Annotated in this window: 22 protein-coding genes; 5 read left to right on the forward strand and 17 right to left on the reverse strand. The window is 42.7% G+C overall.

Annotated elements, in window-relative coordinates:
- Positions 1-17: 17 nt before the first annotated feature.
- The 3 genes from cshA to LKE01_RS05915 all read right to left on the reverse strand — a co-directional run bounded on the left by cshA (position 18) and on the right by LKE01_RS05915 (position 3,948).
- Entirely contained in the window at positions 18-1,547 is a 1,530-nt protein-coding gene (cshA, locus tag LKE01_RS05905; protein ID WP_056982702.1) for a degradosome RNA helicase CshA, read from the reverse strand.
- 176 nt (positions 1,548-1,723) lie between these two features.
- On the reverse strand, positions 1,724-3,106 hold the full coding sequence (locus LKE01_RS05910; protein WP_056982701.1) for a UDP-N-acetylmuramoyl-tripeptide--D-alanyl-D-alanine ligase: 1,383 nt from the start codon (positions 3,104-3,106) through the stop codon (positions 1,724-1,726).
- A gap of 74 nt (positions 3,107-3,180) precedes the next feature.
- Positions 3,181-3,948, reverse strand: a complete 768-nt coding sequence (locus tag LKE01_RS05915; RefSeq protein WP_056982699.1) for a hypothetical protein — start codon at positions 3,946-3,948, stop codon at positions 3,181-3,183.
- 151 nt (positions 3,949-4,099) lie between these two features.
- Between LKE01_RS05915 and LKE01_RS05920 the strand changes: the two genes are divergently transcribed.
- Positions 4,100-4,567, forward strand: coding sequence for a low molecular weight protein-tyrosine-phosphatase (locus LKE01_RS05920; protein WP_054769105.1), 468 nt, complete (start codon positions 4,100-4,102; stop codon positions 4,565-4,567).
- On the opposite strand, the gene LKE01_RS05925 is transcribed toward LKE01_RS05920, so the two are convergent.
- Positions 4,564-5,283 (reverse strand): class A sortase, encoded by a 720-nt coding sequence (locus tag LKE01_RS05925; protein WP_056982698.1) that lies wholly within the window; start codon positions 5,281-5,283, stop codon positions 4,564-4,566. The genes LKE01_RS05920 and LKE01_RS05925 overlap by 4 nt on opposite strands.
- A gap of 60 nt (positions 5,284-5,343) precedes the next feature.
- On the opposite strand from LKE01_RS05925, the gene LKE01_RS05930 reads away from it, so the two are divergent.
- Positions 5,344-6,579, forward strand: a complete 1,236-nt coding sequence (locus tag LKE01_RS05930; protein WP_056982696.1) for a multidrug efflux MFS transporter — start codon at positions 5,344-5,346, stop codon at positions 6,577-6,579.
- 266 nt (positions 6,580-6,845) lie between these two features.
- On the opposite strand, the gene LKE01_RS05935 is transcribed toward LKE01_RS05930, so the two are convergent.
- The 5 genes from LKE01_RS05935 to LKE01_RS05955 form a co-directional block, all read right to left on the reverse strand.
- Positions 6,846-7,100, reverse strand: coding sequence for a type B 50S ribosomal protein L31 (locus LKE01_RS05935; RefSeq protein ID WP_054769104.1), 255 nt, complete (start codon positions 7,098-7,100; stop codon positions 6,846-6,848).
- 98 nt (positions 7,101-7,198) lie between these two features.
- Positions 7,199-8,482, reverse strand: coding sequence for a UDP-N-acetylglucosamine 1-carboxyvinyltransferase (gene murA / locus LKE01_RS05940; RefSeq protein ID WP_054769103.1), 1,284 nt, complete (start codon positions 8,480-8,482; stop codon positions 7,199-7,201).
- A 244-nt stretch (positions 8,483-8,726) separates the two neighbouring features.
- Positions 8,727-10,343, reverse strand: coding sequence for a CTP synthase (gene pyrG / locus LKE01_RS05945; RefSeq protein ID WP_056982694.1), 1,617 nt, complete (start codon positions 10,341-10,343; stop codon positions 8,727-8,729).
- 168 nt (positions 10,344-10,511) lie between these two features.
- The gene (gene rpoE / locus LKE01_RS05950; RefSeq protein WP_054769102.1) at positions 10,512-11,129 is read right to left on the reverse strand and encodes a DNA-directed RNA polymerase subunit delta; all 618 of its coding nucleotides are present in this window, start codon (positions 11,127-11,129) and stop codon (positions 10,512-10,514) included.
- A gap of 55 nt (positions 11,130-11,184) precedes the next feature.
- Entirely contained in the window at positions 11,185-11,619 is a 435-nt protein-coding gene (locus tag LKE01_RS05955) for a YwiB family protein (protein WP_054769101.1), read from the reverse strand.
- Between the two features lie 165 nt (positions 11,620-11,784).
- Here LKE01_RS05955 and LKE01_RS05960 point away from each other — a divergent pair, with 165 nt between their 5' ends.
- From LKE01_RS05960 to yidA, 3 genes are read left to right on the forward strand one after another with little or no spacing between them, the layout of a single operon-like run.
- Positions 11,785-12,612 carry a lipoate--protein ligase family protein gene (locus tag LKE01_RS05960; RefSeq protein WP_056982692.1) on the forward strand — a complete coding sequence of 276 codons (828 nt, stop codon included), beginning with the start codon at positions 11,785-11,787 and terminating at the stop codon, positions 12,610-12,612.
- A 12-nt stretch (positions 12,613-12,624) separates the two neighbouring features.
- Positions 12,625-13,959, forward strand: coding sequence for an HD domain-containing protein (locus tag LKE01_RS05965; RefSeq protein ID WP_056982690.1), 1,335 nt, complete (start codon positions 12,625-12,627; stop codon positions 13,957-13,959).
- A gap of 16 nt (positions 13,960-13,975) precedes the next feature.
- Positions 13,976-14,785 (forward strand): sugar-phosphatase, encoded by an 810-nt coding sequence (gene yidA / locus LKE01_RS05970; protein WP_056982687.1) that lies wholly within the window; start codon positions 13,976-13,978, stop codon positions 14,783-14,785.
- A gap of 66 nt (positions 14,786-14,851) precedes the next feature.
- Here the strand turns inward: yidA and LKE01_RS05975 are convergent, their stop codons facing one another.
- The 8 genes from LKE01_RS05975 to LKE01_RS06010 form a co-directional block, all read right to left on the reverse strand.
- Entirely contained in the window at positions 14,852-15,217 is a 366-nt protein-coding gene (locus LKE01_RS05975) for a DUF3899 domain-containing protein (protein ID WP_056982685.1), read from the reverse strand.
- A complete protein-coding gene (locus tag LKE01_RS05980; RefSeq protein ID WP_056982684.1) occupies positions 15,217-16,197 on the reverse strand; it encodes a ribose-phosphate diphosphokinase in 981 nt (326 codons plus the stop codon). Before LKE01_RS05980 ends, LKE01_RS05975 begins: the two co-directional genes overlap by 1 nt.
- A gap of 77 nt (positions 16,198-16,274) precedes the next feature.
- Positions 16,275-17,651: a bifunctional UDP-N-acetylglucosamine diphosphorylase/glucosamine-1-phosphate N-acetyltransferase GlmU gene (gene glmU / locus LKE01_RS05985; protein ID WP_056982682.1), complete on the reverse strand. Its 1,377-nt coding sequence runs from the start codon at positions 17,649-17,651 to the stop codon at positions 16,275-16,277.
- A 20-nt stretch (positions 17,652-17,671) separates the two neighbouring features.
- Positions 17,672-18,490 carry a pur operon repressor gene (purR, locus tag LKE01_RS05990; RefSeq protein ID WP_082619758.1) on the reverse strand — a complete coding sequence of 273 codons (819 nt, stop codon included), beginning with the start codon at positions 18,488-18,490 and terminating at the stop codon, positions 17,672-17,674.
- Between the two features lie 96 nt (positions 18,491-18,586).
- Positions 18,587-19,390 carry a metal ABC transporter permease gene (locus LKE01_RS05995; RefSeq protein ID WP_056982679.1) on the reverse strand — a complete coding sequence of 268 codons (804 nt, stop codon included), beginning with the start codon at positions 19,388-19,390 and terminating at the stop codon, positions 18,587-18,589.
- Positions 19,383-20,066 carry a metal ABC transporter ATP-binding protein gene (locus tag LKE01_RS06000; protein WP_056982677.1) on the reverse strand — a complete coding sequence of 228 codons (684 nt, stop codon included), beginning with the start codon at positions 20,064-20,066 and terminating at the stop codon, positions 19,383-19,385. The genes LKE01_RS05995 and LKE01_RS06000 overlap by 8 nt, the downstream gene beginning before the upstream one ends.
- Positions 20,067-20,210: 144 nt before the next feature.
- Positions 20,211-21,083, reverse strand: a complete 873-nt coding sequence (ispE, locus tag LKE01_RS06005; protein WP_056982676.1) for a 4-(cytidine 5'-diphospho)-2-C-methyl-D-erythritol kinase — start codon at positions 21,081-21,083, stop codon at positions 20,211-20,213.
- Between the two features lie 133 nt (positions 21,084-21,216).
- On the reverse strand, positions 21,217-21,465 hold the full coding sequence (locus LKE01_RS06010; RefSeq protein WP_056982674.1) for a Veg family protein: 249 nt from the start codon (positions 21,463-21,465) through the stop codon (positions 21,217-21,219).
- Positions 21,466-21,470: the final 5 nt, after the last annotated feature.

The raw sequence follows: 21,470 nt of genomic DNA on the forward strand, positions 1-21,470 counted from the left end.
ACAATCCTAAATGATATTTACTTATTTTTAATCGTAAAACGACGTTTCTTGTTATTGCTTCCTGAACGTTTGTCAGAATGCTTACGATCATTGCTGCTTTCGTGATGACCACGATTTCGACCAGAGTTGCTCCGGTCACCATTACGACGGTTCTTTGAACCCTTGTAATGACCACCATGACCGCCACCGCGACGATCGTTGCGATGACCACCATGACCATGTCCATGGCCATGACGTGACAATGGGCGTTCTGGCGTAATCTTAACTTTGACGTTGTCACGAGTGACTTCGTTAAGTAAGGCAGCAACCAAATCAGTTGCTTCATACTCGTCAAGCAGCTTGTCAGCCATCTTCTCAAATTTATCAGTATTCGTCTTTTTGATTAACTTGGCAATATCTTCTTCAGCAGAATTTAATTGACCAACAAAGGCTTCCTGAATTGTAGGTGGCTTCAAAGGCAGCATCCGCACCTTGGTTAACTTCTCAATTTCACGAAGATAATCCATTTCGTTTGGTGTGGCAAAGGTGATTGAAACACCATGCTTACCGGCACGGCCGGTACGACCAACACGATGGACATATCCATCAGGATCTTGAGGAATATCATAATTATAAACATGGGTAACACCGGAAATATCAATCCCACGAGCAGCTACATCGGTAGCGACCAGGATATCAATTTTAGCTGCCTTGAACTCTTGCATAATCTGAGTCCGGCGGGCTTGAGTTAAATCACCATGAAGGCCGGCAGCCTTGTAGCCACGGGCCTGTAATCCTTTGGCAACTTCGTCAACACGGCGCTTAGTCCGACAGAAGACGATGGTAACTTCAGGATCTTGAACATCAAAGAAACGAGTCATTGTATCGAACTTCTCGTATTCTTTTACTCGTACATAATACTGATCGATTAAATCAGTTGTTAATTCTTTAGCCTTGATTGTAACTTGATGAGGATCAGTCATAAACTGAACCCCTACTCGTTTAATCTGGGCTGGCATGGTTGCAGAGAAAAGCAAAGTCTGACGTTCTTTAGGAGTTTGCTTGATAATATCTTCGATATCGTCAAGGAATCCCATGTTTAACATCTCGTCGGCTTCATCTAAAACTAATGTCTTAACGTGCTCTAACTTTAAAGTATGACGTCTAATATGATCAAGAATTCGGCCTGGTGTTCCAACCACAATCTGTGGATGGCCCTTCAATGCGTTGATCTGACGGCGAATATCTGCTCCACCATAAACAACTTGAACCTTGGCTTTTTCATCTTTTCCTAATCGATAGATTTCTTCTTGTGTCTGGATAGCCAGCTCTCGAGTTGGTGAAATAATGAGGGCTTGAACATTTGGATTGTCGAAATCAATCTTCTGTAAGATTGGTAAACCAAATGCGGCAGTTTTTCCAGTACCAGTTTGAGCTTGACCGATAACATCCTCACCTTTAAGAACCATTGGGATGGTTTCGGCCTGGATTGGCGTTGCTTCTTCAAAACCACTTTTAGAAATTGCTGATAATAAGTGGTCTGATAATCCTAATTCACTAAACTTCAAATATGTTTCCTCCTAAATTGAAACAATCAAGGTTCCACAGCCAACTTGGAAAAAATCCGTTTTCCTTAACGCGTTGGCCACTTGACCTACAATCATTTATTACAAAATAACCTTTTTAGTTTACACCGTCACATAACATTAAGCAAGAGAAACAAGTCAACTGTTAGCCGGCTGCTTTACTTGGTCAGTTTTGCGACAACGTTTTCTAAGTGTAATCCGTGGCTAGCCTTCAACATTACTTCATCGTTGGAAGCCAGTTCGGCCTCAAGATCAGCGGTTAACTGGTCAATCTGGCCGGCTTGATAATAATGCAGATTTTCTGGTGCGTAGATCGGCTTTAATTTATCATAAAGGGCCGCCATATCGGTGCCGATTAAGTAAACAACGGCGATTGACGCTGGGTCAATTTCTTCTGCCAGGGAAGCGTGCATCTCTTTTGATTGGGTACCCAATTCGAGCATATCGCCCAGTACGGCTATCCGTCGACCCTGGGTATCCGTGTTTTTAAAGGCAATCAAAACTTCTTTGGCAGCTGTTGGATTGGAATTATAAACGTCACTCAAGATCCGTTCTCCCTTTGAACCAACAAGCCATTGGGTACGGTTCTTGGTGGGATCAAACTTGGCAAGCTGTTTGGCCATAATCTTTGGATGAATCTGGAAGATCCGGCCAACAGAGATAGCTGCCAAGGCATTATTAACGTTATAATCACCGATCATTGGAATCGTGAAATCAACGTCAGGCCACAAGTTAACGTGGAATTCAGTACTGTACTGACTATCTTTTGAATCTGTCGCAAAGACATCATTATCTGAATTCCGGCCAAATGTTGATTGACGGACATCGACGCTTTTGGCCCGCTGCTGTAACAACGGTTCGTCACCGTCAAAAACAAAGTAGCCATCCGACTTCAAGCCATGGGTAATCTCCATCTTGGCATCGGCAATCTTATCCCGGGTGCCAAAGAACTCAATATGCGCTTCACCAATCATGGTAATCACGGCAACATCCGGTTGAACCAGGTTGGATAAGAAGTCGAGTTGCCCCGGCCGGTCCATCCCCATTTCAGCTACCAGGAATTCGGTGTTGGATTCCATTTGCAGGATTGTGTATGGAACACCAATCTCATTGTTGAAATTGTCATGGGTTTTCGTCACATGAAAGCTGCTTGAAAGAATCGCCGCCACCATGTCCTTGGTCGTTGTTTTACCATTGCTGCCGGTAATTGCAATAACCCGGGGATTGATTTTATCAAGATAGTACTTGCTCAAGTTCTGAAACGCTTTGAGGGTATCATCAACCACCAAGGCAGGAATCTTCAACGGCAAACGGTCGGCATGATCCTTTGACCACAGTGTGGCTGCGGCACCATTTGCGATCGCACTATCAATGTAATCGTGACCGTCGTGTTCGGCAACCAGTGGGATGAACAGCTGTCCTGCAACCATTTTGCGGCTGTCAAAACAAACTCCGGTTACCGTTGTGGTTAATAAATCTTGGTTGAAATTATCTGTGTTGGCATTAATTGCCTTGGCAATTTCGCCAATCGTCATCTTCATTATTAAACGCTCCAATTTGAAAAATCTGTAAGATCTAAAATAGTTATGTTTAATTATAACAAAGAATCAAACGGCTAAACACCCGCCGTTTGATTCTGCCATTCCAAATGCCATTTTGATGTTTGTAAATTATAGGTCAGGTCGCCCGCATATAAAGTATTTTCATCAACGGTGTTGGTCCGTATAATGATTGAAACCTTATCCGGGTCCTTCAATATTCGTAGCGGAATATGATAAGTCCGTGATCGTTCACGTAAAGCGTCAAACGAAATAAACAACCCGTCGTTGGCTTTTGTGATTAAATCCAATATAATCGGTTTATCAATGTCCTTAATGGCCAGTGGTCTCAAAAAGACCCGCAGTGTATTATGGGTTTCCCGCAGCTTCCGTTTCATAGCGATTTCCAAAACATGATTAAAATCAGAAAATCGTCTATAATACGAACGAATAGTACCATTATCCTGGCTGAGATAAATGTAATGATTATTGAGTTTGGATGAAAACGGCCGCCCCATTGGCGTCCCCATGTGAGCTAAATATAACAGCTCAGCAATTTCAAACGGGGATAAATTATTGACGCTGTCTTCAGTATCAAAATCAATAAACTTTTTCTTCAGATCAGGATTTCTGAGTAGGTAAGTTCGGATTTCACCGGTGCCGGTAATTAAATTAAATTTGGAATGTGAATTATATCCGTTGGCCGCCTGTTCATCATTGTTTAGTAAAATAATGTTTTGGGGCAATTCATCCAAGCCGTTAATAAAATCAGCCGCAGTTATCCCTGACGATAAAATCATGTTGGAGATTGGATTCGTATTTATAAAAATCAAATTGCCCTTCATTGTTTTATTACCCCATATTTATATCTAACTTTATTGTACTACCCAGACGTTTATATGTCTTATAATTGAGACAGAATTCTTACAGGTTTGCCCTTTTCTTAATTCATTGGTAACATGGTTGTTAACGCAATATTAGTGTGAGGTTATTAAAATGACGAATGTATTATTTGTGTGTCTTGGTAACATCTGTCGTTCCCCAATGGCGGAAATTATGTTTCGGCATATGGTTCAAGATGCTCATCTAGAAAATAAAATTAACGTTTCTTCTGCAGCAATCAGCTCGGAAGAAAAAGGCAACCCTCCTCATCCAGGAGCAGTCGCTGAGTTGGCAAAGCATGGACTTTCGGTTGGAGACAAAAGATCACGGCCAATCACCAAGCAGGATTTCGATGACGCTGATTATATCATCGCCATGGATAATCAAAATATCTTTTATCTCAACCAAATCGCCCCAATGGCGGATCGAAAGAAAATCTACCTTTGCTACAATGTCATTCCTGGTAAAGAGGGAACCGATATTCCCGACCCTTGGTTCGACCACAAATTCGGTCGGACTTACCGTCAGTTATCAGAAACTCTGCCTAAATGGCTGGAAAAGATTAAAACTGAATCGGTTTAATTATTGACGGGTCCCAATAAGGCTCGTTTTAATTTTGGCGTCGCTTTAGTCAGTCGATAGCTCTTCTGGAATTTTCCACGAATCATCAATCGACCGGCTCCCGTAGCATCACAGGTGACTAAAGTCACGATTGGCTGTTTGGTTTGGCGAACGACATCCACTCGGGTGGCGGCAATAAAAGTCCGTTGATAGACTTTGTACTGGTAGACCCGTTTCATATTGCTGAGATAAACATGGTCATCGACCTTGGTTTTAAAATAAAGTGGCCCGAATAAGACGTTTGGGTTCACCATATGATGACCGGCAAGCGGATAATTACCCTTTCCCATCTGCTGGTCGGCACGCATCGTTCCAGCGGCCAAAGCCAACGTTGTGTTGGCAACGCCCAATCCGATTGGCAAATGAATATGCGACTTCGGCAAAAGAACTTCACCGATGACTTCAAGGCGATTGGTATTCATCCGTGCTTCAGCGGCAGTCTGGAAGTCGAGTGATTTAACCTTTTTAAAGTTATAACTGACATTTTTCTTGTGGCGGGGTGTTTGTTTCTTTGCCCGGCGTTCTGCTTGAACAACGGTTTTTCTGGTAATTGTCGGATGATAGGATTTGATAAGTTCATTTTTGATTTGGCGATTAAATATCAATCCCAACGCAACAATGATCAATAATACAAAAACAATGTTAATCAATAATTTCTTGAGAAATCCTTTTCTCATAGCAACCTCCACACACTCATTTTTTATGTAAGAACAACACTCATTTAAGGAGGAACTTAATTGGCAGCAAAACAAGTTGGCCCAAATTCCTGGAGACGCAATTTGGCTGTTCTCTGGTTTGGTACTTTCATGGCAGGAATCGGCTTCAGTGAAGTCATGCCGTTCTTGTCACTCTATGTTGATTCACTTGGACATTTCACTCACAACGAACTAAGTGTTTACAGTGGCTTGGCATTCGCGGCAAGTTATTTTGTCACCGCAATTGCTTCTCCACTCTGGGGAAAACTGGCTGACCGCACCGGTAGAAAACTCATGTTGGTACGGGCTTCCGCCGGGATGGCGATCGTGTTTATCCTGATGGGCCTGGTCACCAATGTTTGGCAGTTAATCGGCCTTCGACTCCTTCAGGGGGTCTTCTCAGGTTATATCAGTAACGCCAACGCCCTCATTGCAACCCAGGTGCCCAAGCGGCGTAGTGGTCAGGCCTTGGGTACTCTAGTGACCGGAAACGTGTCTGGCGCGCTGTTAGGCCCATTACTTGGTGGAACCCTGGCATCGTTCTTTAGTTACCGGGTCACTTTTTTCATTACAGGTGCTTTATTCATGGGGGTCTTCCTCGTAACGGCCTTCATGGTTCATGAAGATTTCAAACCGGTGGCAAAATCCAAGATGCTGGATACCAAAGGCGTGATTGGTGAATTAGGCAGCGCCAAACTGGTATTTGGAATGTTTGTAACCACCATGATTATCCAGGCAGCAAATAATTCGATCGTTCCAATTTTAGCATTATACGTCCGCCAAATCATGGATAACAGCCCGGCTACGACGTTTTACAGTGGAATTGTCGCGGCTGTCCCAGGAATTGCGACATTGGCCGCTGCCCCAATGCTTGGCCGCTTGGGTGACCGAATTGGTGCCGACCGAGTGTTAATGGTCGGATTTGTTCTGGCAATCGCCGTTTACATTCCAATGGCCTTTGTTAACAATGTCTGGGAGTTAATCGGATTGCGCTTCTTGATCGGCGTTGCCAACGCCTCAATGCTCCCGGCCGTTCAATCAATTTTAGCCAAAAACACGCCACCTCAGGTTACTGGCCGAGTGTTTAGCTGGAACCAGTCGTTTCAGGCAATGGGAAACGTTGCCGGTCCGATGATTGGATCGGTTGTTGCAACGTCGTTTGACTATGCCGGCGTCTTTATTTCCACAGCCGTTTTGGTGGTTATCAACCTGAGCCTGGTATTTAATAACACCAAAGAAATGCGCAGAGCCAGAAAACAGGCTAACCGGAACCTTTAATATATTATCATTAAATCAAAATAAACGGGAAACCAAATTTTGAAGATTTCCACATTCAAAAACAACCGATTATTCCAGCTTTGGGATAATCGGTTGTTTTGTTTGGTTGGTCCGATTGCCCTTTCCCCCTTTAATTCCGGTGGGCAAATGTGCAGGCATCACGCGTTTATGTTAATCAAAACCGGATCATCAATTAACCCATGAATCACTGTGCCAAATTTTTTGAATAAAAAAAGAGAACCCGAAGGCCCTCAATTTTAAACATCTTACTTTTTGTCTGAAAGTCCGTATTTCTTGTTGAAACGATCTACGGCACCATCTACTTGGTTGAACTTTTGCTTACCAGTGTAGAAAGGATGTGAATCTGATGAAATTTCAACACGGATCAATGGGTATGTCTTGCCATCGTCCATCTTGATAGTTTCGTCAGAGGTTTTAGTTGATCCTGAGATAAACTTGAAACCTGTAGATGAATCTTGAAATACAACTTGTTGATATGCTGGATGAATTCCTTTTTTCATTATATATCGCTCCTTTGCCCTGAATCAATTTGATGACCCAGAGATTATCGATTAGTCAACTTTGTTAGTGTACCATAAATGAAAATGGCAATCAATAATCAATTTACTCTTTCTTCAACTTCCAAGGAAACATCTCCGCCAACTCCTCGGAGTTTGTCGACAATATTCCCGTAACCACGCAAAATATTATCGGCGTGGCAGATTTCGGTAGTCCCACTGGCCATCAGACCAGCGATCACTAATGAAGCCCCGGCACGAATCTCACCTGCTTGGACCTTCGCCCCTACCAACTTCGGTGAATGGTCCACAACAATGATGCCTTCGTCGGTGTCTTCGGATTTCACTTTCCCACCAAGCTTATTGAGCTCAGTAATGTGTTTAATTCGTTGAGGATAAATCGTATCAATAATGACACTTCGACCGTTGGCTTTGAATAGTAACGGTGTCAGCGGCTGCTGGAGATCCGTCGCAAATCCAGGGTAAGGCATTACCTTAATCCGAATCGGCTTCAGATTATGAGAAGCACCAACATAGATGCTGTCTTCATAAACGGTCAGATCGCAGCCCATTTCCTCGAGCTTGGCAACAAATGCCTCAAGATGTTCGGGAATAATGTTTGTAATCAGGATACCATTTCCGGCAGCGGCTGCTAATGACAAATAAGTTCCGGCTTCGATTCGATCAGGAATAATTGTGTGCGTAGTTCGAGCCTGAAGAGTCGGCACGCCTTCAATTCGAATGACGTCGGTTCCGGCACCACGAATGTTAGCACCCATGTTGTTCAGGAAAGTCGCAATATCAATAATTTCAGGTTCCTTAGCGGCATTCCCAATAATCGTCGTACCTGGTGCTTTAACAGAAGCGAGGATTGTGTTAATAGTGGCTCCGACTGAAACGATATCCAAGAAGACTTGGGCCCCATGGAGACCATCTGGGCCGGTACTGATGGTCACGGTGCCATCGTGTTCACTCACTTCAGCACCCAGAGCCTTAAAGGCTTTAATATGTTGATCAATTGGACGCGGCCCGATGTTATCGCCACCAGGGAAACTAACGGTTGCACGCTGAAATCTTCCAAGCAGTGCGCCCATAAAGTAGTATGATGCCCGCAAGCTCTTGATAGCTTTGCTTGGCAATGGTGCTTCTACAATATTAGTTGGATCAATTTTTAGCACGTCACCGTTAAACTCAGACGAAACGTTCATCGATTTTAAAATTAACATCAAATTGTGAACATCCAAAATGTCTGGGACTGAATCAAACTTAACGGGCGTATCCGCTAATATTGCTGCCGGAATCAATGCAACGGTGCTGTTCTTGGCACCGCCGATTGATATTTCTCCGGACAGTGGTTTCCCTCCGTGTATGATTAATTTACTCATCGAAACTTTCCTCACTTTTTGTATTCGCGCATTTTTCATGTCAAGAAATATATTATCCAAAATACCTGCAAAATACAAGGTCTACACTTGAATTATACAATTTGTAATAATTAAAACAATTGTTCTGTACAAGTTGGTAGGATTAACCGCTATGGAAACGCTGTTAGGATAATCTTAAATACACCTTATTACAAAAATTGGGCAGTGGCAAATTTGACTGCCACTGCCCAATTAAAAGTTAGAATTACTTGTTCTTTTCAAGGTATAAATCATTTGCCGCTGCAACGAAACCTTTAAATAATCCTTCAGGTCGGTTGGGACGGGAAATAAATTCAGGATGATACTGTGAACCAACGAAGAATCGGTTCTTAGGAATTTCAACAACTTCAACCAAATGATTGTCTGGTGAAGTTCCAGAAATAACCATGCCATTCTTTTCCATTGCTTCACGGTAGGCATTGTTAAATTCATAACGGTGACGGTGACGTTCGGAAATCACGTCAGCATTGTCATAGGCCTTGGCAGCAACTGTGCCTGGCTTCAACTTGCAAGGATAAGCCCCAAGTCGTTGAGTACCACCCATATCATGAACATCTTCCTGATCAGCCATCAAGTCAATCACATTGTGCTCAGTTCGTGGGTTCATTTCAGTTGAGTTGGCATCAGGGTAGCCAAGAACATCTCTGGCAAATTCAACACAGGCCATTTGCATTCCCAAACATACACCAAGATAAGGAATATCCTTTTCACGAGCATATTTGATAGCCGTGATCATTCCTTCAATACCACGATCGCCAAATCCACCAGGAACAATAATTCCGTCAGCCGGTGCCAGCAATTCGTCAACATTTTCGGGAGTAATCTTTTCAGAATCAAGCATTTCAAGATCGATGTCGGCATCCACAACGTAACCGGCATGCTTCAATGCCTCGGCAACAGAAATATAAGCATCCTGCAAACCGACATATTTACCAACAAGGGTAATATGGATTGTTCGCTTCAAATGTTGAACATGGTGTTCCAACTGCTTCCATTCAGTCATATCGGCAGCTGGCTTGTCAATTCCAAAGTGATCCAAAATCTGTTGATCCATCCCCTGCTTCTGCAGGTTCAATGGAATGGTGTAAAGCGTTGGCACATCGAGTGATTCCACAACGGCCTGTGGCTTAACGTCACAGAACAATGAAATCTTTTTCCGCATTGAATCAGTAATTGGCTTTTCAGAACGAACAACCAACAGGTTTGGCTGAATTCCCAATCCTCTCAACTCTTTAACACTGTGTTGAGTTGGCTTGGTCTTCATTTCACCGGCAGCCCGCAAATATGGAATCAATGTCGTGTGAACGTAGAAGACATTTTCATCGCCAACTTCGGTTTTCATTTGACGAATGGCTTCCAAGAATGGTAGTGATTCAATATCACCAACGGTTCCACCAATTTCCGTGATCACAATTTCTGCATCGGAAACTTTGGCAGCCCGCATAATCTTTTCTTTGATCATTCCCGTAATATGAGGAATTACTTGAACAGTTGCACCAAGGTAATCACCATGACGTTCTTTTCGCAGAACTTCATCATAAATCTTACCTGTTGTAACGTTGGAATACTTATTCAGGTTATTATCGATAAACCGTTCATAATGGCCAAGATCCAGGTCCGTTTCGGTACCATCGTTGGTAACAAAAACCTCTCCATGTTGATATGGATTCATAGTTCCCGGGTCAACGTTGATATATGGGTCAAATTTTTGAATAGTAATATTTAACCCGCGATTTTTCAACAATCGGCCTAGTGATGCTGCGACAATTCCTTTACCTAAGGATGAAACAACTCCACCAGTGACAAAAATATATTTGGTCATTATATAATCCTCTCCTCTTACAAGTTAGCCGTTAGCCGGGGAATTCACAAATAAAAAAATTCCCTATCCAAAACTGAATAGGGAACAATTTAATCATCGTTCAGATGTCCTTGAAATCTCAAGGGGCCCAAAAAACATAATACATACTTTTTAATTATTAGTCAAGAATTAATGGCTATCTTTTGAATTGAAATCATCATCGTCATCATCCATTGAATCGTCATCATCATTCAATTCGTTAAGTTGACCCTCAATTCCATCGGGAAGATCATCGTTATCGGTGTCGTCATCGATGTCTTGAAGATCTTTGTTATATTTGCCAAGATCTTCTGAGTCGTCATCTGAATCATCATCGTCGTCAGAATCATCATCAAAGTCATCATCGTCTTGATCTTCCGGATCATCGTCGTCGTAATCAATGACATCGTCATCATCGGAAGCATCGGCAAGAAAGGCGTTAACCTTACGGCGCTTCTTACGCTTAGGGCGATCCTCGTCTTCTTCTGTATGAACAGTTGCTTCATCAATTGATTCATAAGGGTACCATGTTCGTAAGCCCCAAAGATTATCACCAAGTGAAATAAAGCTGCCATCAATGTTCAAATCAGTATAAAATTGCGACAAACGGTCACGAATTTCTTTGTTACTATCGCCTAAATACTCTTGCACCGCATTGGCTAAATCAGCAAATGGCATGGTGTCTCCACGTTGTGCCAAGATTGCGTGTGCGACCTCGATCATCGATAGTTCATTCTTGTTTTGGCCTTTAAAGACTTCTAATTCCAAACTGGTACACGTCCTTTCAACAGTCTAACAACAGTCTAAAAATTACTATACTCGATTAAATAGTAAATTGCAATCTAATATTATATTTACCCAACAGTGCATCCCCTGCATACAGCAGATAATCGATTCCGATACTTCCCCGAAGCGGTGCATCCAAAATCTCCATATCCAATGCCGAAGTGACTGTTTGAATATCCATCAGACCGTACGGTGTTCGATATCGGGCAGCAATCCGCTTGCCTTCACTAAACAACAGCTGCAGTCTGTTTTCCCCTGATCGGGTAAGTTTGACGTTACCGTTGTCGGTAATTTTAATTGTCACAGGAACATTTCCTTTATCGGTTTCTTCTTGATATCGGATATAAATATTTGTGCCAACTCTAACCAATTGACCGGTGACATCAAAAACAAAGTTTGATTTCTGACCTTCCTGCAAAATATTTGTTTCCAGATGAATTTGAACTGGAACGCCAGTTGCTAAATTGTCCATAATACACCTTCTTTAACATCTACTACTAACTTATTTATTATATAACCCTCCACCACTTTTTGCACTAATGTTTGCTTGAGGATTTCCAATAACTTTCCCTATTAATTTGAGTACGTCTGTTATAATTAAATAGATTGATTGCTTTATGAAATGGAGAGTTGGACAATGTCTTTTACAAACGTTCCGATTACAGTCATTAATCAAATATATTCTAAAAGTACCAAGCTTGATACGTTTGCGGATACCAATGCTTTACTGGAAATCTGCGACCGCAGGCTGACGCCTTTTATTCATTTTTGGACGACTGCCGAGCCGACTTTAATATTGGGAATTAACGACCGTCGCCTGCCTAAGCTGGCAGACGGACTGAAAAGTTTATCCGCTAACCATTACGATTACTTTTTAAGAAATTCCGGCGGGCTGGCAGTTGTCAGTGATCCGGGAATCTTGAATATTTCATTATTCATTCCCCAACCGGATACCGTTTATACCATTGACCAGGCTTACGAGATTATCAAAGGTCTCATCAGCATGTCATTTCCACAACTGGAAATCAAAAGTTATGAGATAACCAATTCGTATTGCCCCGGCAAATATGATTTGTCCGTCAACGGTCAAAAGATTGCCGGAATTGCCCAGCGGCGCACAACCAACGCGCTTGTTTTAATGCTGTATCTAAGCGTTAACGGCGATCAGGATGCCCGTAGTCAAACAGTCGCCGCATTTTACAATGCAGCTGATGCCTATTCTCAGTCACGCTGGACATTTCCCCATGTCAATAAAGCAACCATGACCACTGTTCAAAAGTTGGGATTCGAAGATATTACTCCCAGCGATGTTGAACATAAATTTTTGGCGAGTGTTAATCAGCAAAACATTTCAGTTGATTTAACCAGCGGCTCGGATCTTTTGATATCCAAAGCGTTCAATGAAGAACGCGCCAAGCAGCTGCGCAAGATTCAACTCAGAAATGAACAATTACCAATTGTCTAAGGAGGCAATTTTTTGGATTACGCACATCAACAATTAAAAAGAGAAAAGGTCTTTCGAGACCCGGTTCACAACTACGTTTACGTTAAATACCAAGTCATTTTGGACTTGATCAACACCACCGAATTTCAGCGGCTGCGTCGGGTTCACCAGTTGGGCACGACGTCGTTAATTTTCCATGGCGCCGAACATTCCCGATTTTCACATTCTGTCGGGGTTTATGAAATTGCCAGAAGAATTATCGAATCCTTCCAGAAAAACTTTATGTCCAAAGAACCCGGCGACGGTCTTTGGGATGATTCCGAAAAATTAGTGACCCTCTGTGCTGCCCTATTGCATGATGTTGGCCATGGAGCGTACTCACACACCTTTGAGCACATTTTTGGCACCAACCATGAACAGATTACCCAAGAGATCATAACATCGCCCACAACGGAAATTAACCAGGTTTTACGAAGGGTCAGTCCAGACTTTCCTGAAAAGGTCGCCAGTGTGATCAATAAAACCTATCCGAATAAACAGGTTGTCGAAATGATTTCCAGTCAACTCGATGCCGACCGGATGGATTACCTGTTACGGGATGCTTACAACACCGGTGTTAAATACGGGACGTTTGATCTTTCCAGAATCCTGGAAGTCATGCGGCCATATAAAGACGGCATCTGCTTTGAAATGAGCGGGATGCACGCGGTAGAAGACTATATCGTCAGTCGATTCCAAATGTATCAACAGGTTTACTTCCACCCGGTTTCCCGATCAATGGAAGTTGTCTTGAACCGGCTGCTGAAACGGGCAAAAGTCATTTTTAGTTCAGAGGTTCATAAAGATCCCCAGACCCCTTACCTGCTTCTGCCATTCTTCCAAGGCGACTTTAATCTAGACGATTATCTTCAACTGGATGATGGCGTGTTGAACACCTACTTTATTCACTGGAAGCGATACCCGGACGACATTTTGAGTAATTTGGCCAGCCGATTCATTGACCGAAAGCCTTTAAAGTCCGTGAAGTTTGATAAATCGACGGTTGATTTACTTCCCCGTCTGCGACAGATTATTGAACAGTCCGGTTTCAATCCGGATTACTACACCGCAACCGATAACAGTTTTGATTTGCCATATGATGCCTATCAGGCCGATAAGAAACAAATTCATTTGATGCAAGAAGATGGCACGCTGGTTTCATTATCTTCTGTCAGTCCACTGGTTAGAGCCATTTCAGATCGTCAAACCGGTGACAACCGCTTCTTCTTCCCAAGAGAAATCTTGAAGCCTGACGAAAACGTTGATTTATTCCAGCCGGAATATGACGAATTCAACAGCCATATCAGAAATGATCAATTAATTAAATAATTAAAGGAGAACTTCCATGGATATCAGACTCATTGCCATCGATATTGACGGCACCCTCTTAAACGAAAAAAACGAATTGGCCCAGCCAACCATTGACGCAATCACTGCTGCCCGTAAAAAAGGAATCAAGATTGTGCTTTGTACCGGGCGTCCTTTGAGTGGCGTCCAGCCATATTTGGACAAGCTCCAAATTAGTGGCAGCGATGAGTTTGCAATCACCTTTAACGGGGCAATGGCTCAAACTTTGGATGGAAATGTGATGGTTAACCATACAATCACCTATGACGACTTCTTGGAAACCGAAATGCTGAGTCGAAAACTGAATGTCAATTACCAAGTTGAAACGACGGACAGTATTTACACGACTAATCGTGATACCAACCCATATGGAATCGCCGAAAGCTTTTTGGTTCGACTGCCAATCAAGTTCCGATCACCAGAAGAAATCCCCCGCAACCTGGTCATGTCCAAAGCCATGTTTGTTGATTTTCCGGAAAACATCAGCAGAGCCAAAAAGTTACTTCCGGATAAATTAAAGAAAAACATGTACGTCGTTCAAACTGAACCTTTCTTCATCGAAATGATGAACAAACAGGCAAGTAAAGGAAAGACGCTTCGCGAACTGGCCGATCAGTTAAATCTAACCAAAGATAATGTGATGGCCCTCGGCGATCAGGGAAATGATTTAACGATGGTTGATTATGCCGGATTAGGGGTTGCCATGGGAAACGCGATTGATGAAGTTAAGAACGCTGCCCAATTCATTACAAAACCGAATACTGAAGACGGCGTTGCATTTGCCATTAACAAATATGTCAACAAATAAAAGTTTCGATAGACAAAAAGACCTCAACCGGTTAATTCCGGTTGAGGTCTTTTTTATGATTTATTTTTAAATACTAGTTAATACAATTCCCAGAACAATCAAGAAGCCACCGACACCCAAACAATAGCGGGCATATTTGTTAACTTTGATCGGCTGATTCTTGATTGACGCAACATCCTTTGCTTTCGGATGCTTTGGATCATTTTCAGCTTCCAGGTCAGTCTTCTTACGAATATGAAACCGCCAGCCAGTGAACAGATGGCCTGCACCCACAATGAATACCGAGCCTAAAACGATTAAAAATAATCCAACCAGGAAATCGAGATTCCCCAGTACCATTCGAGGCATTCTAAATAGAATTAAAACGACGTTGATAATCACGACTGCAATGACTGAAGACCAAACGGGAGATTTTTTAATCAAATCAACCATTAATTCTCAGCACCACGGAATCGATTGTTGAACAATGGACTAACCGGCTTATTCTCGTTGATGCGTTTGATAGCATCCCCGAGCAATGGGCCGACTGAAACTTGTTCAATCTTATCAAGGTGCTTTTCTTTTGGCAGCTGAATGGTATCAGTCACAACCAATTGTTTAATTGGCGATTTCTTGATTCGTTCGATTGCCGGACCAGAAAGCACTGGATGCGTACAGCAGGCGTAAACTTCTTTGGCACCAGCGTCCATCAATGCTTGCGCACCTAAGGTAATGGTGCCGGCAGTATCGATCATATCATCGATCATCAAGCAGCGTTTACCTTTCACATCACCAATAATGTTCATAATCTCGGCAACGTTTGCTCGAGGACGACGCTTATCAATGATTGCGATCGGGGCTTTTAAGAATTCGGCCAAAGCACGAGCTCTTGAAACACCACCATGATCGGGTGACACAACCACGTCGTCGGAGCCGAAGCCTTGCTTGATAAAGTGATCAGCCAGCAACGGTGCACCCATTAAATGGTCAACCGGGATATCAAAGAACCCTTGAATCTGGGCAGCATGCAAATCGAGTGCAACCAATCGGTCAACACCATCAGTTTGTAACATATTAGCTACTAATTTGGCAGTAATTGGTTCGCGTGAGCGTGCTTTTCGATCTTGACGGGCATAGCCATAATAAGGCATAACGACGTTAATCGTGCCCGCACTAGCTCGTCTCAATGCGTCAACCATAATCAGTAGTTCCATCAAATTGTCATTGACTGGAGCAGAGGTCGACTGAATGATGAAGATATTGTCTCCACGGATACTTTCATCGATGTTGATACGGATTTCTCCATCACTAAATCGATCAACTGAAGTTTTCCCTAAAGGAACGCCAACAGTTTCCGCAATCTTCTCAGCCAAGGGACGATTAGAATTAAGAGCGAAAATCTTTAGTTTCGAATCAAAATATTGCTGAGCCATATGATCCTCCAATGTGTTTTTTGTTAACTCAATTTCTCAATAATTTAATTATACAATGTTTTAATTAAAAATCAGAGTTAATCTTTCTGATATGGCAACTTTTTATAATAACCGGGTTTATTCGTTTGACGTGAACGGGCAATCGCCATGTCGTACTTATTAACTGTCTTATTAATTGTGGATCCGGCAGCAATAAACGAATGATCGGCAACTTCCAATGGCGCGATTAAGTTAGAATTGCTGCCAATAAAGGAATCGTCACCAACCGTGGTTTCGTGTTTGTGGGCCCCGTCATAGTTGGCAAAGATCACACCACAGCCAACATTGATATTCTTGCCAAGCTTGGCATTACCGACATAGGTCAAATGACCCACTTTAGTGCCTTCGTCAATTGAAGCTTTCTTAATTTCAACAAAGTTACCCAAATGAACATGCTTGCCGATTAAGGCGTCTGGACGTAAATGACTGTTTGGACCAATATCGGAATGGTCCATCATTTCTGATTGTTCAATCAACGATGACGTAACGGTGACGTGATCATGAATAATTGAATCACGAATTTCCGAGTTGGCACCGATATAACAGTCATCACCGATAACCGTCTTGCCCTTCAACTGAACGCCGGGTTCGATAATCGTATCCGAACCGATTTTAACGTCAGCATCAATATAAGTCCGTTCAGGATCAATCATCGAAATGCCGTCCATCATATGTTGACGGTTAATTCTCATGCGCATAATTTTGGTTGCACGAGCTAAAGCAATCCGGTCATTAACACCCATTGACTCATCAAAATCATCCATCTTGTAAGCGGCAATGGTCTCGCCTTCTGCCTTCAAGATTTCAATGACATCGGTTAAGTAATATTCGCCCTGCGCATTATTATTGGTTAACTTGTGCAATGCCTCAAACAAAGCCCGGTTATCAAATACATAAACCCCGGTGTTGATTTCATCAATCGCCTGCTCTTCGCGGGTAGCATCTTTTTGTTCAACAATTTTTTCAACAATGCCCAAATCGTTGCGCACGATCCGGCCGTAACCGGTTGGATCCGGTGCCTTGGAAGTCAAAATGGTGGCCTTGGCCTTTTTATTTTGATGATAAGTAAATAAATCTTCAAAGGTCTTGGTTGTGAATAGTGGTGTATCCCCACTGACAACCATGGTCATCCCATCCAAATTACCCAAAAGCTTTTCTGCCTGCAAAACGGCGTGACCGGTTCCAAGCTGCTTTTCTTGAACGGCATATTGGGTTCTGTCACCCAAGTTTTCACGGACAGCGTCGGCACCGAAGCCAACGATTGTCACGATGTTATCCATATTGGCCTTTTCGACTGCTGTCAGGACATGATCAACCATTGTCTTACCGCAAAGTCGATGGAGAACCTTGTAAAGTTTGGATTTCATTCGGGTCCCCTTACCCGCAGCCAATATTATTGTGTTTTTTGTTGCCATTATATTTGTCTCCCCAATGCTTAATTAAATATTTTTTCGATGTAGTTACCAGGTTGTGAAACAACGGTATTGTTTTCAGCATCGACTCTCATAAGTGACGTATAGTCACCAATCGTTCTTCCATTTGGAGCGGTACTTTCAGCAACCACCCCGACACCAATTAGATTGGCGTCAAATTCTTCGACCATTGAAATCATACCGCCAACGGTTCCACCGCCACGCATATAATCATCAACGATGAGAACATTTGAATCCGGCTTTAAACTGCGTTTGGACAACGACATCTTTTCAATTCTGGTAGATGATCCGGAAACGTAGTTAACGTTAACGGTTGAGCCTTCAGTGATTTCAGTATCATGACGGACAATCACAAACGGAACGTTCAAGAAATCGGCCACACTCTGGGCAATTGGAACCCCTTTGGTTGCGATCGTCATGACGGCATCCACGTTTTGATTGAGATACTGGGTGGCAAAAATTCTGCCAATCTGTCTTAAGGTTGCCGGGCTGCCCAATAAATCAGACATGTACACGTAGCCACCTGGAAGATAGCGGGTGTCCGAAGACATCTCCTCAATCAGTTTATTGACAACCTCTTGAGCTTCTTCTTTTAGAATGTACGGCAAAAACCTGGTCCCACCAGCGGCACCAGGAATTGTTTCAAGCAGACCGGTCCCCCGGTTTTGAAATGTTCGTTTTAAAATAGTTAAGTCTTCACTAATCGAGGACTTGGCTGAATCGTATCGCTCCGCAAAAAACGTCAACGGCACAAGTGTATGTGGCCGTTCAAGCAAATAGCGGGTCATATCGATCAGTCGATCACTTCTTCTTACTTTCAAAAATTCCACCTCGAGTTTATGTAATATCTCTTTGATTTTATCATAAATGTTCGGCTTTAGGGGGAATTTCATGAAAATTGTCGTAACGTTTTAAAATTATTTACTTTTGTTGGCAATCGCATTATAAAGCAATGCAGATCCATATATAACGGCTTCAATACTGGCAATGAAGAACGTGACCGGCCAGTTTGTGATGTACCCAAGGTAAAGTCCAAACCAAACCCCGAATATGGCAAAACCAATCGCCAACATCATCATTGAAATAACACTGTGGGCAAAATACTTGGAACTGGCTGCCGGAAGCGTCAATAGAACAAAGATCAACAACGATCCAACGATTTGGGCGGCAACACTGACACTGAATGCCAATAATACCAAAAAGACTATTGAAATAAGGGCAGCGTGAATATGGTTTGTCTTTGCACCAACCGAATCAAACGAATCGTCCTTTAAATTTCGAAAAATAAAAAATAAAACAACCAGGACAAGAACTGATAAAGTCGCCATCTGGATGACTTCCTGGTGACTGATTCCAATCACACTCCCGAATAAAATGTTGGTAGCATAACTCGAATTCTTGTTGGATAGCGACAAGAAGAGGATTCCCAGCCCGATAAACAGCCCGGAGATTGCACTAATCACCGATTCCCGCCGCGATTGAACGGCACCACTCAGTTCACCAACTAAAATTGAACTGACAGTTGTAAAAGCCAGCATTCCGTTTAACGGGGTCCAGCCGATAAAAATTCCGAAAGCCGCACCGGCAAATCCAATTTCCGACAGAGTGTGGGTCATGAAAGGCATATTTCTGGCAACCACGAAAACACCCATAATACCACTAACAATGGCAATTAAAGTTCCTGCTAAATACGCATTACGCATAAATTCAAAACTAAACATACTCGCCCTCCTTTGAATCATTATGAAGCTCGCTGATTGGACCCGTTGTATAACCATTTTTGGTTAACCACAAAAAATGATCCGGGTACTCATGGATGACTTGCATATCGTGAGAAACAAAGATAATCGTTAAGCCCAACTGCTTGTTAAGTTTAAGGACCACGTCAAGCAGTTCCCGCTTGGTATTGGGATCAAGACTGGCTGTCGATTCATCCAAAATCAACAAGTCCGGATCGTTTATCAGCGCCTGGGCAAGGTATGCCTTTTGTTTTTCCCCGCCGGAAGCAAGTCCAAGCGGGCGTTTTGAAATATGCTCAAGGTTCACCTGTTTAATAACCGTTTGGACCTTTTGCTTCTCTTTTCTCGAGAGCCATGGCAACTTGATTCCTGTGAAGTTTAAGGAAATGAAGTCCTTAATGGACAGTGGATATTCAACATCCACATTTCTAAATTGCGGAACGTAACCAATCTTAAGGCCACTTTTAATCTTAATTTTCCCAGCTGAGGGTTTCAGCTGATCCAAGATGACTCTGACCAAGGTGGTTTTACCAACCCCGTTTTCCCCAATCACACCCAGGAACTCGCCTCTTTTAATGTCAAAACTCAGATTAGAGAGAACCTGATGATTCGGAAAATTTAACGATAAATTTTGAACCGAAATTAACGTTTCACTCAAATGAAAATACCTCCACAACTTTGTAAAAAGTAATTATTACTATTTTAGTTTAGATTAAATTAAATTTTTGTCAATTGCCGACCGCAGAATAAAAGGGCTGCTTGAACAAAACTTAAGCTTTGTCAGCAACCCTGTAATGGTCATTTAAAATGCTGGATGAGTATCGCATTCCGGTTGAGTAATATAAGTCTCATGACAAAATCCGGAGAGACTATTGTAAACCCGGTGGGCCCGGGATTCAGTTCGGCAAATGCCAAATACTGTTGGCCCACTGCCGCTCATTTGGGAACCATCCGCCCCATACTCAATTAAGCGGGACTTTAAGGTATCAATTTGTGGATGGCTGGCCGATGTGATGCATTCAAGAGAATTGCCAATATTTGCAGCAATCCGATCATAGTCGGAATCTTCAATTCCTGCCAACAACTCATCGATCGGCGGATGGCTGACCGGAGTTGTCGCGACCTGTTTAAGAATTCTGGGCGTCGAAACACTGATGTTTGGTTTCGCCAACACAAACCACATTTTGGGTAATTTTTTAAGTGGCGTCACAATTTCCCCGCGTCCACTTACCAGAGCGGTTCGACTGAAGACACAGTACGGAACGTCAGAATCCACTTGGGCACCAATTTGAGCCAGTTCATCAAACGACAATCCGGTCTCAAAGATTTCGTTTAGGGTCCTCAAAACCGCAGCGGCATCAGTAGATCCCCCACCCAAACCAGCAGCAACCGGAATATTTTTCTTAATCGAAATTTCCAAGCCGGTTTGAATGTTCATTTTCGTTAAAAATAGATGTGCTGCCTGATAAGCGAGGTTTCGTTTATCGTTAGGCAAAAAACTACTATCGGAAAAAATCCGAATTTTCGAATGCCGGTTGGTCGTTTCGATTTGCAAGTGATCACTTAAACCAATTGAGGTCATGACCATCCGCCACTCGATCGAACCATCCGGATGGACAAATGGTGCATCCAAGCCCAAATTAAGTTTTGCTGGTGCGCGAACAATGCGTTTCACTTGGATCCACCCCCCTCACTGGTTATTAATAACAAAATTATACTAAATTATTAATAAAATGTCAGTGTTTAGGTAACAAATGGGCAAAACAAAAAGGCCTAATCGGCCCCAACAATGTTTTAGCACCAAGCAATTAAACTGCTTGAGCGTTATCAAAGTCAACTTCAATGTTTTTCGTTAGGATATCTGTATAACTATACGAAACCCTCTCGAAGCTGGCTTTTCCTGGATCTAATTCAACAACAAAAATGGCCGGAAATGTTTCCCTCAAAATTCCCGTACGTTTCGTTGTTTTTCTTCTCCCAATTTGAGAAGTTACTAATACGTGTTGGCCGATATGATCGTCCATCTTATGCTTGATTACAGATAAAGTCACTGGCATCCTAC

This window comes from Lentilactobacillus kefiri (assembly GCF_007989105.1).
In the GTDB taxonomy this organism is placed as follows: Bacteria; Bacillota; Bacilli; order Lactobacillales; family Lactobacillaceae; genus Lentilactobacillus; species Lentilactobacillus kefiri.

Bases quoted from the DNA above. Each gene is read 5' to 3' on its own strand.
- LKE01_RS05920 (WP_054769105.1), top strand. From the start codon at position 4,100: ATGACGAATGTATTATTTGTGTGTCTTGGTAACATCTGTCGTTCCCCA.
- glmU (WP_056982682.1), bottom strand. From the start codon at position 17,651: ATGGCAACAAAAAACACAATAATATTGGCTGCGGGTAAGGGGACCCGA.
- LKE01_RS05980 (WP_056982684.1), bottom strand. From the start codon at position 16,197: ATGGCTCAGCAATATTTTGATTCGAAACTAAAGATTTTCGCTCTTAAT.
- LKE01_RS05975 (WP_056982685.1), bottom strand. From the start codon at position 15,217: ATGGTTGATTTGATTAAAAAATCTCCCGTTTGGTCTTCAGTCATTGCA.
- LKE01_RS05925 (WP_056982698.1), bottom strand. From the start codon at position 5,283: ATGAGAAAAGGATTTCTCAAGAAATTATTGATTAACATTGTTTTTGTA.
- LKE01_RS06010 (WP_056982674.1), bottom strand. From the start codon at position 21,465: ATGCCAGTGACTTTATCTGTAATCAAGCATAAGATGGACGATCATATC.
- LKE01_RS05995 (WP_056982679.1), bottom strand. From the start codon at position 19,390: ATGTTTAGTTTTGAATTTATGCGTAATGCGTATTTAGCAGGAACTTTA.
- LKE01_RS05935 (WP_054769104.1), bottom strand. From the start codon at position 7,100: ATGAAAAAAGGAATTCATCCAGCATATCAACAAGTTGTATTTCAAGAT.
- LKE01_RS05960 (WP_056982692.1), top strand. From the start codon at position 11,785: ATGTCTTTTACAAACGTTCCGATTACAGTCATTAATCAAATATATTCT.
- pyrG (WP_056982694.1), bottom strand. From the start codon at position 10,343: ATGACCAAATATATTTTTGTCACTGGTGGAGTTGTTTCATCCTTAGGT.
- LKE01_RS05910 (WP_056982701.1), bottom strand. From the start codon at position 3,106: ATGAAGATGACGATTGGCGAAATTGCCAAGGCAATTAATGCCAACACA.
- LKE01_RS05955 (WP_054769101.1), bottom strand. From the start codon at position 11,619: ATGGACAATTTAGCAACTGGCGTTCCAGTTCAAATTCATCTGGAAACA.
- murA (WP_054769103.1), bottom strand. From the start codon at position 8,482: ATGAGTAAATTAATCATACACGGAGGGAAACCACTGTCCGGAGAAATA.
- LKE01_RS05915 (WP_056982699.1), bottom strand. From the start codon at position 3,948: ATGAAGGGCAATTTGATTTTTATAAATACGAATCCAATCTCCAACATG.
- yidA (WP_056982687.1), top strand. From the start codon at position 13,976: ATGGATATCAGACTCATTGCCATCGATATTGACGGCACCCTCTTAAAC.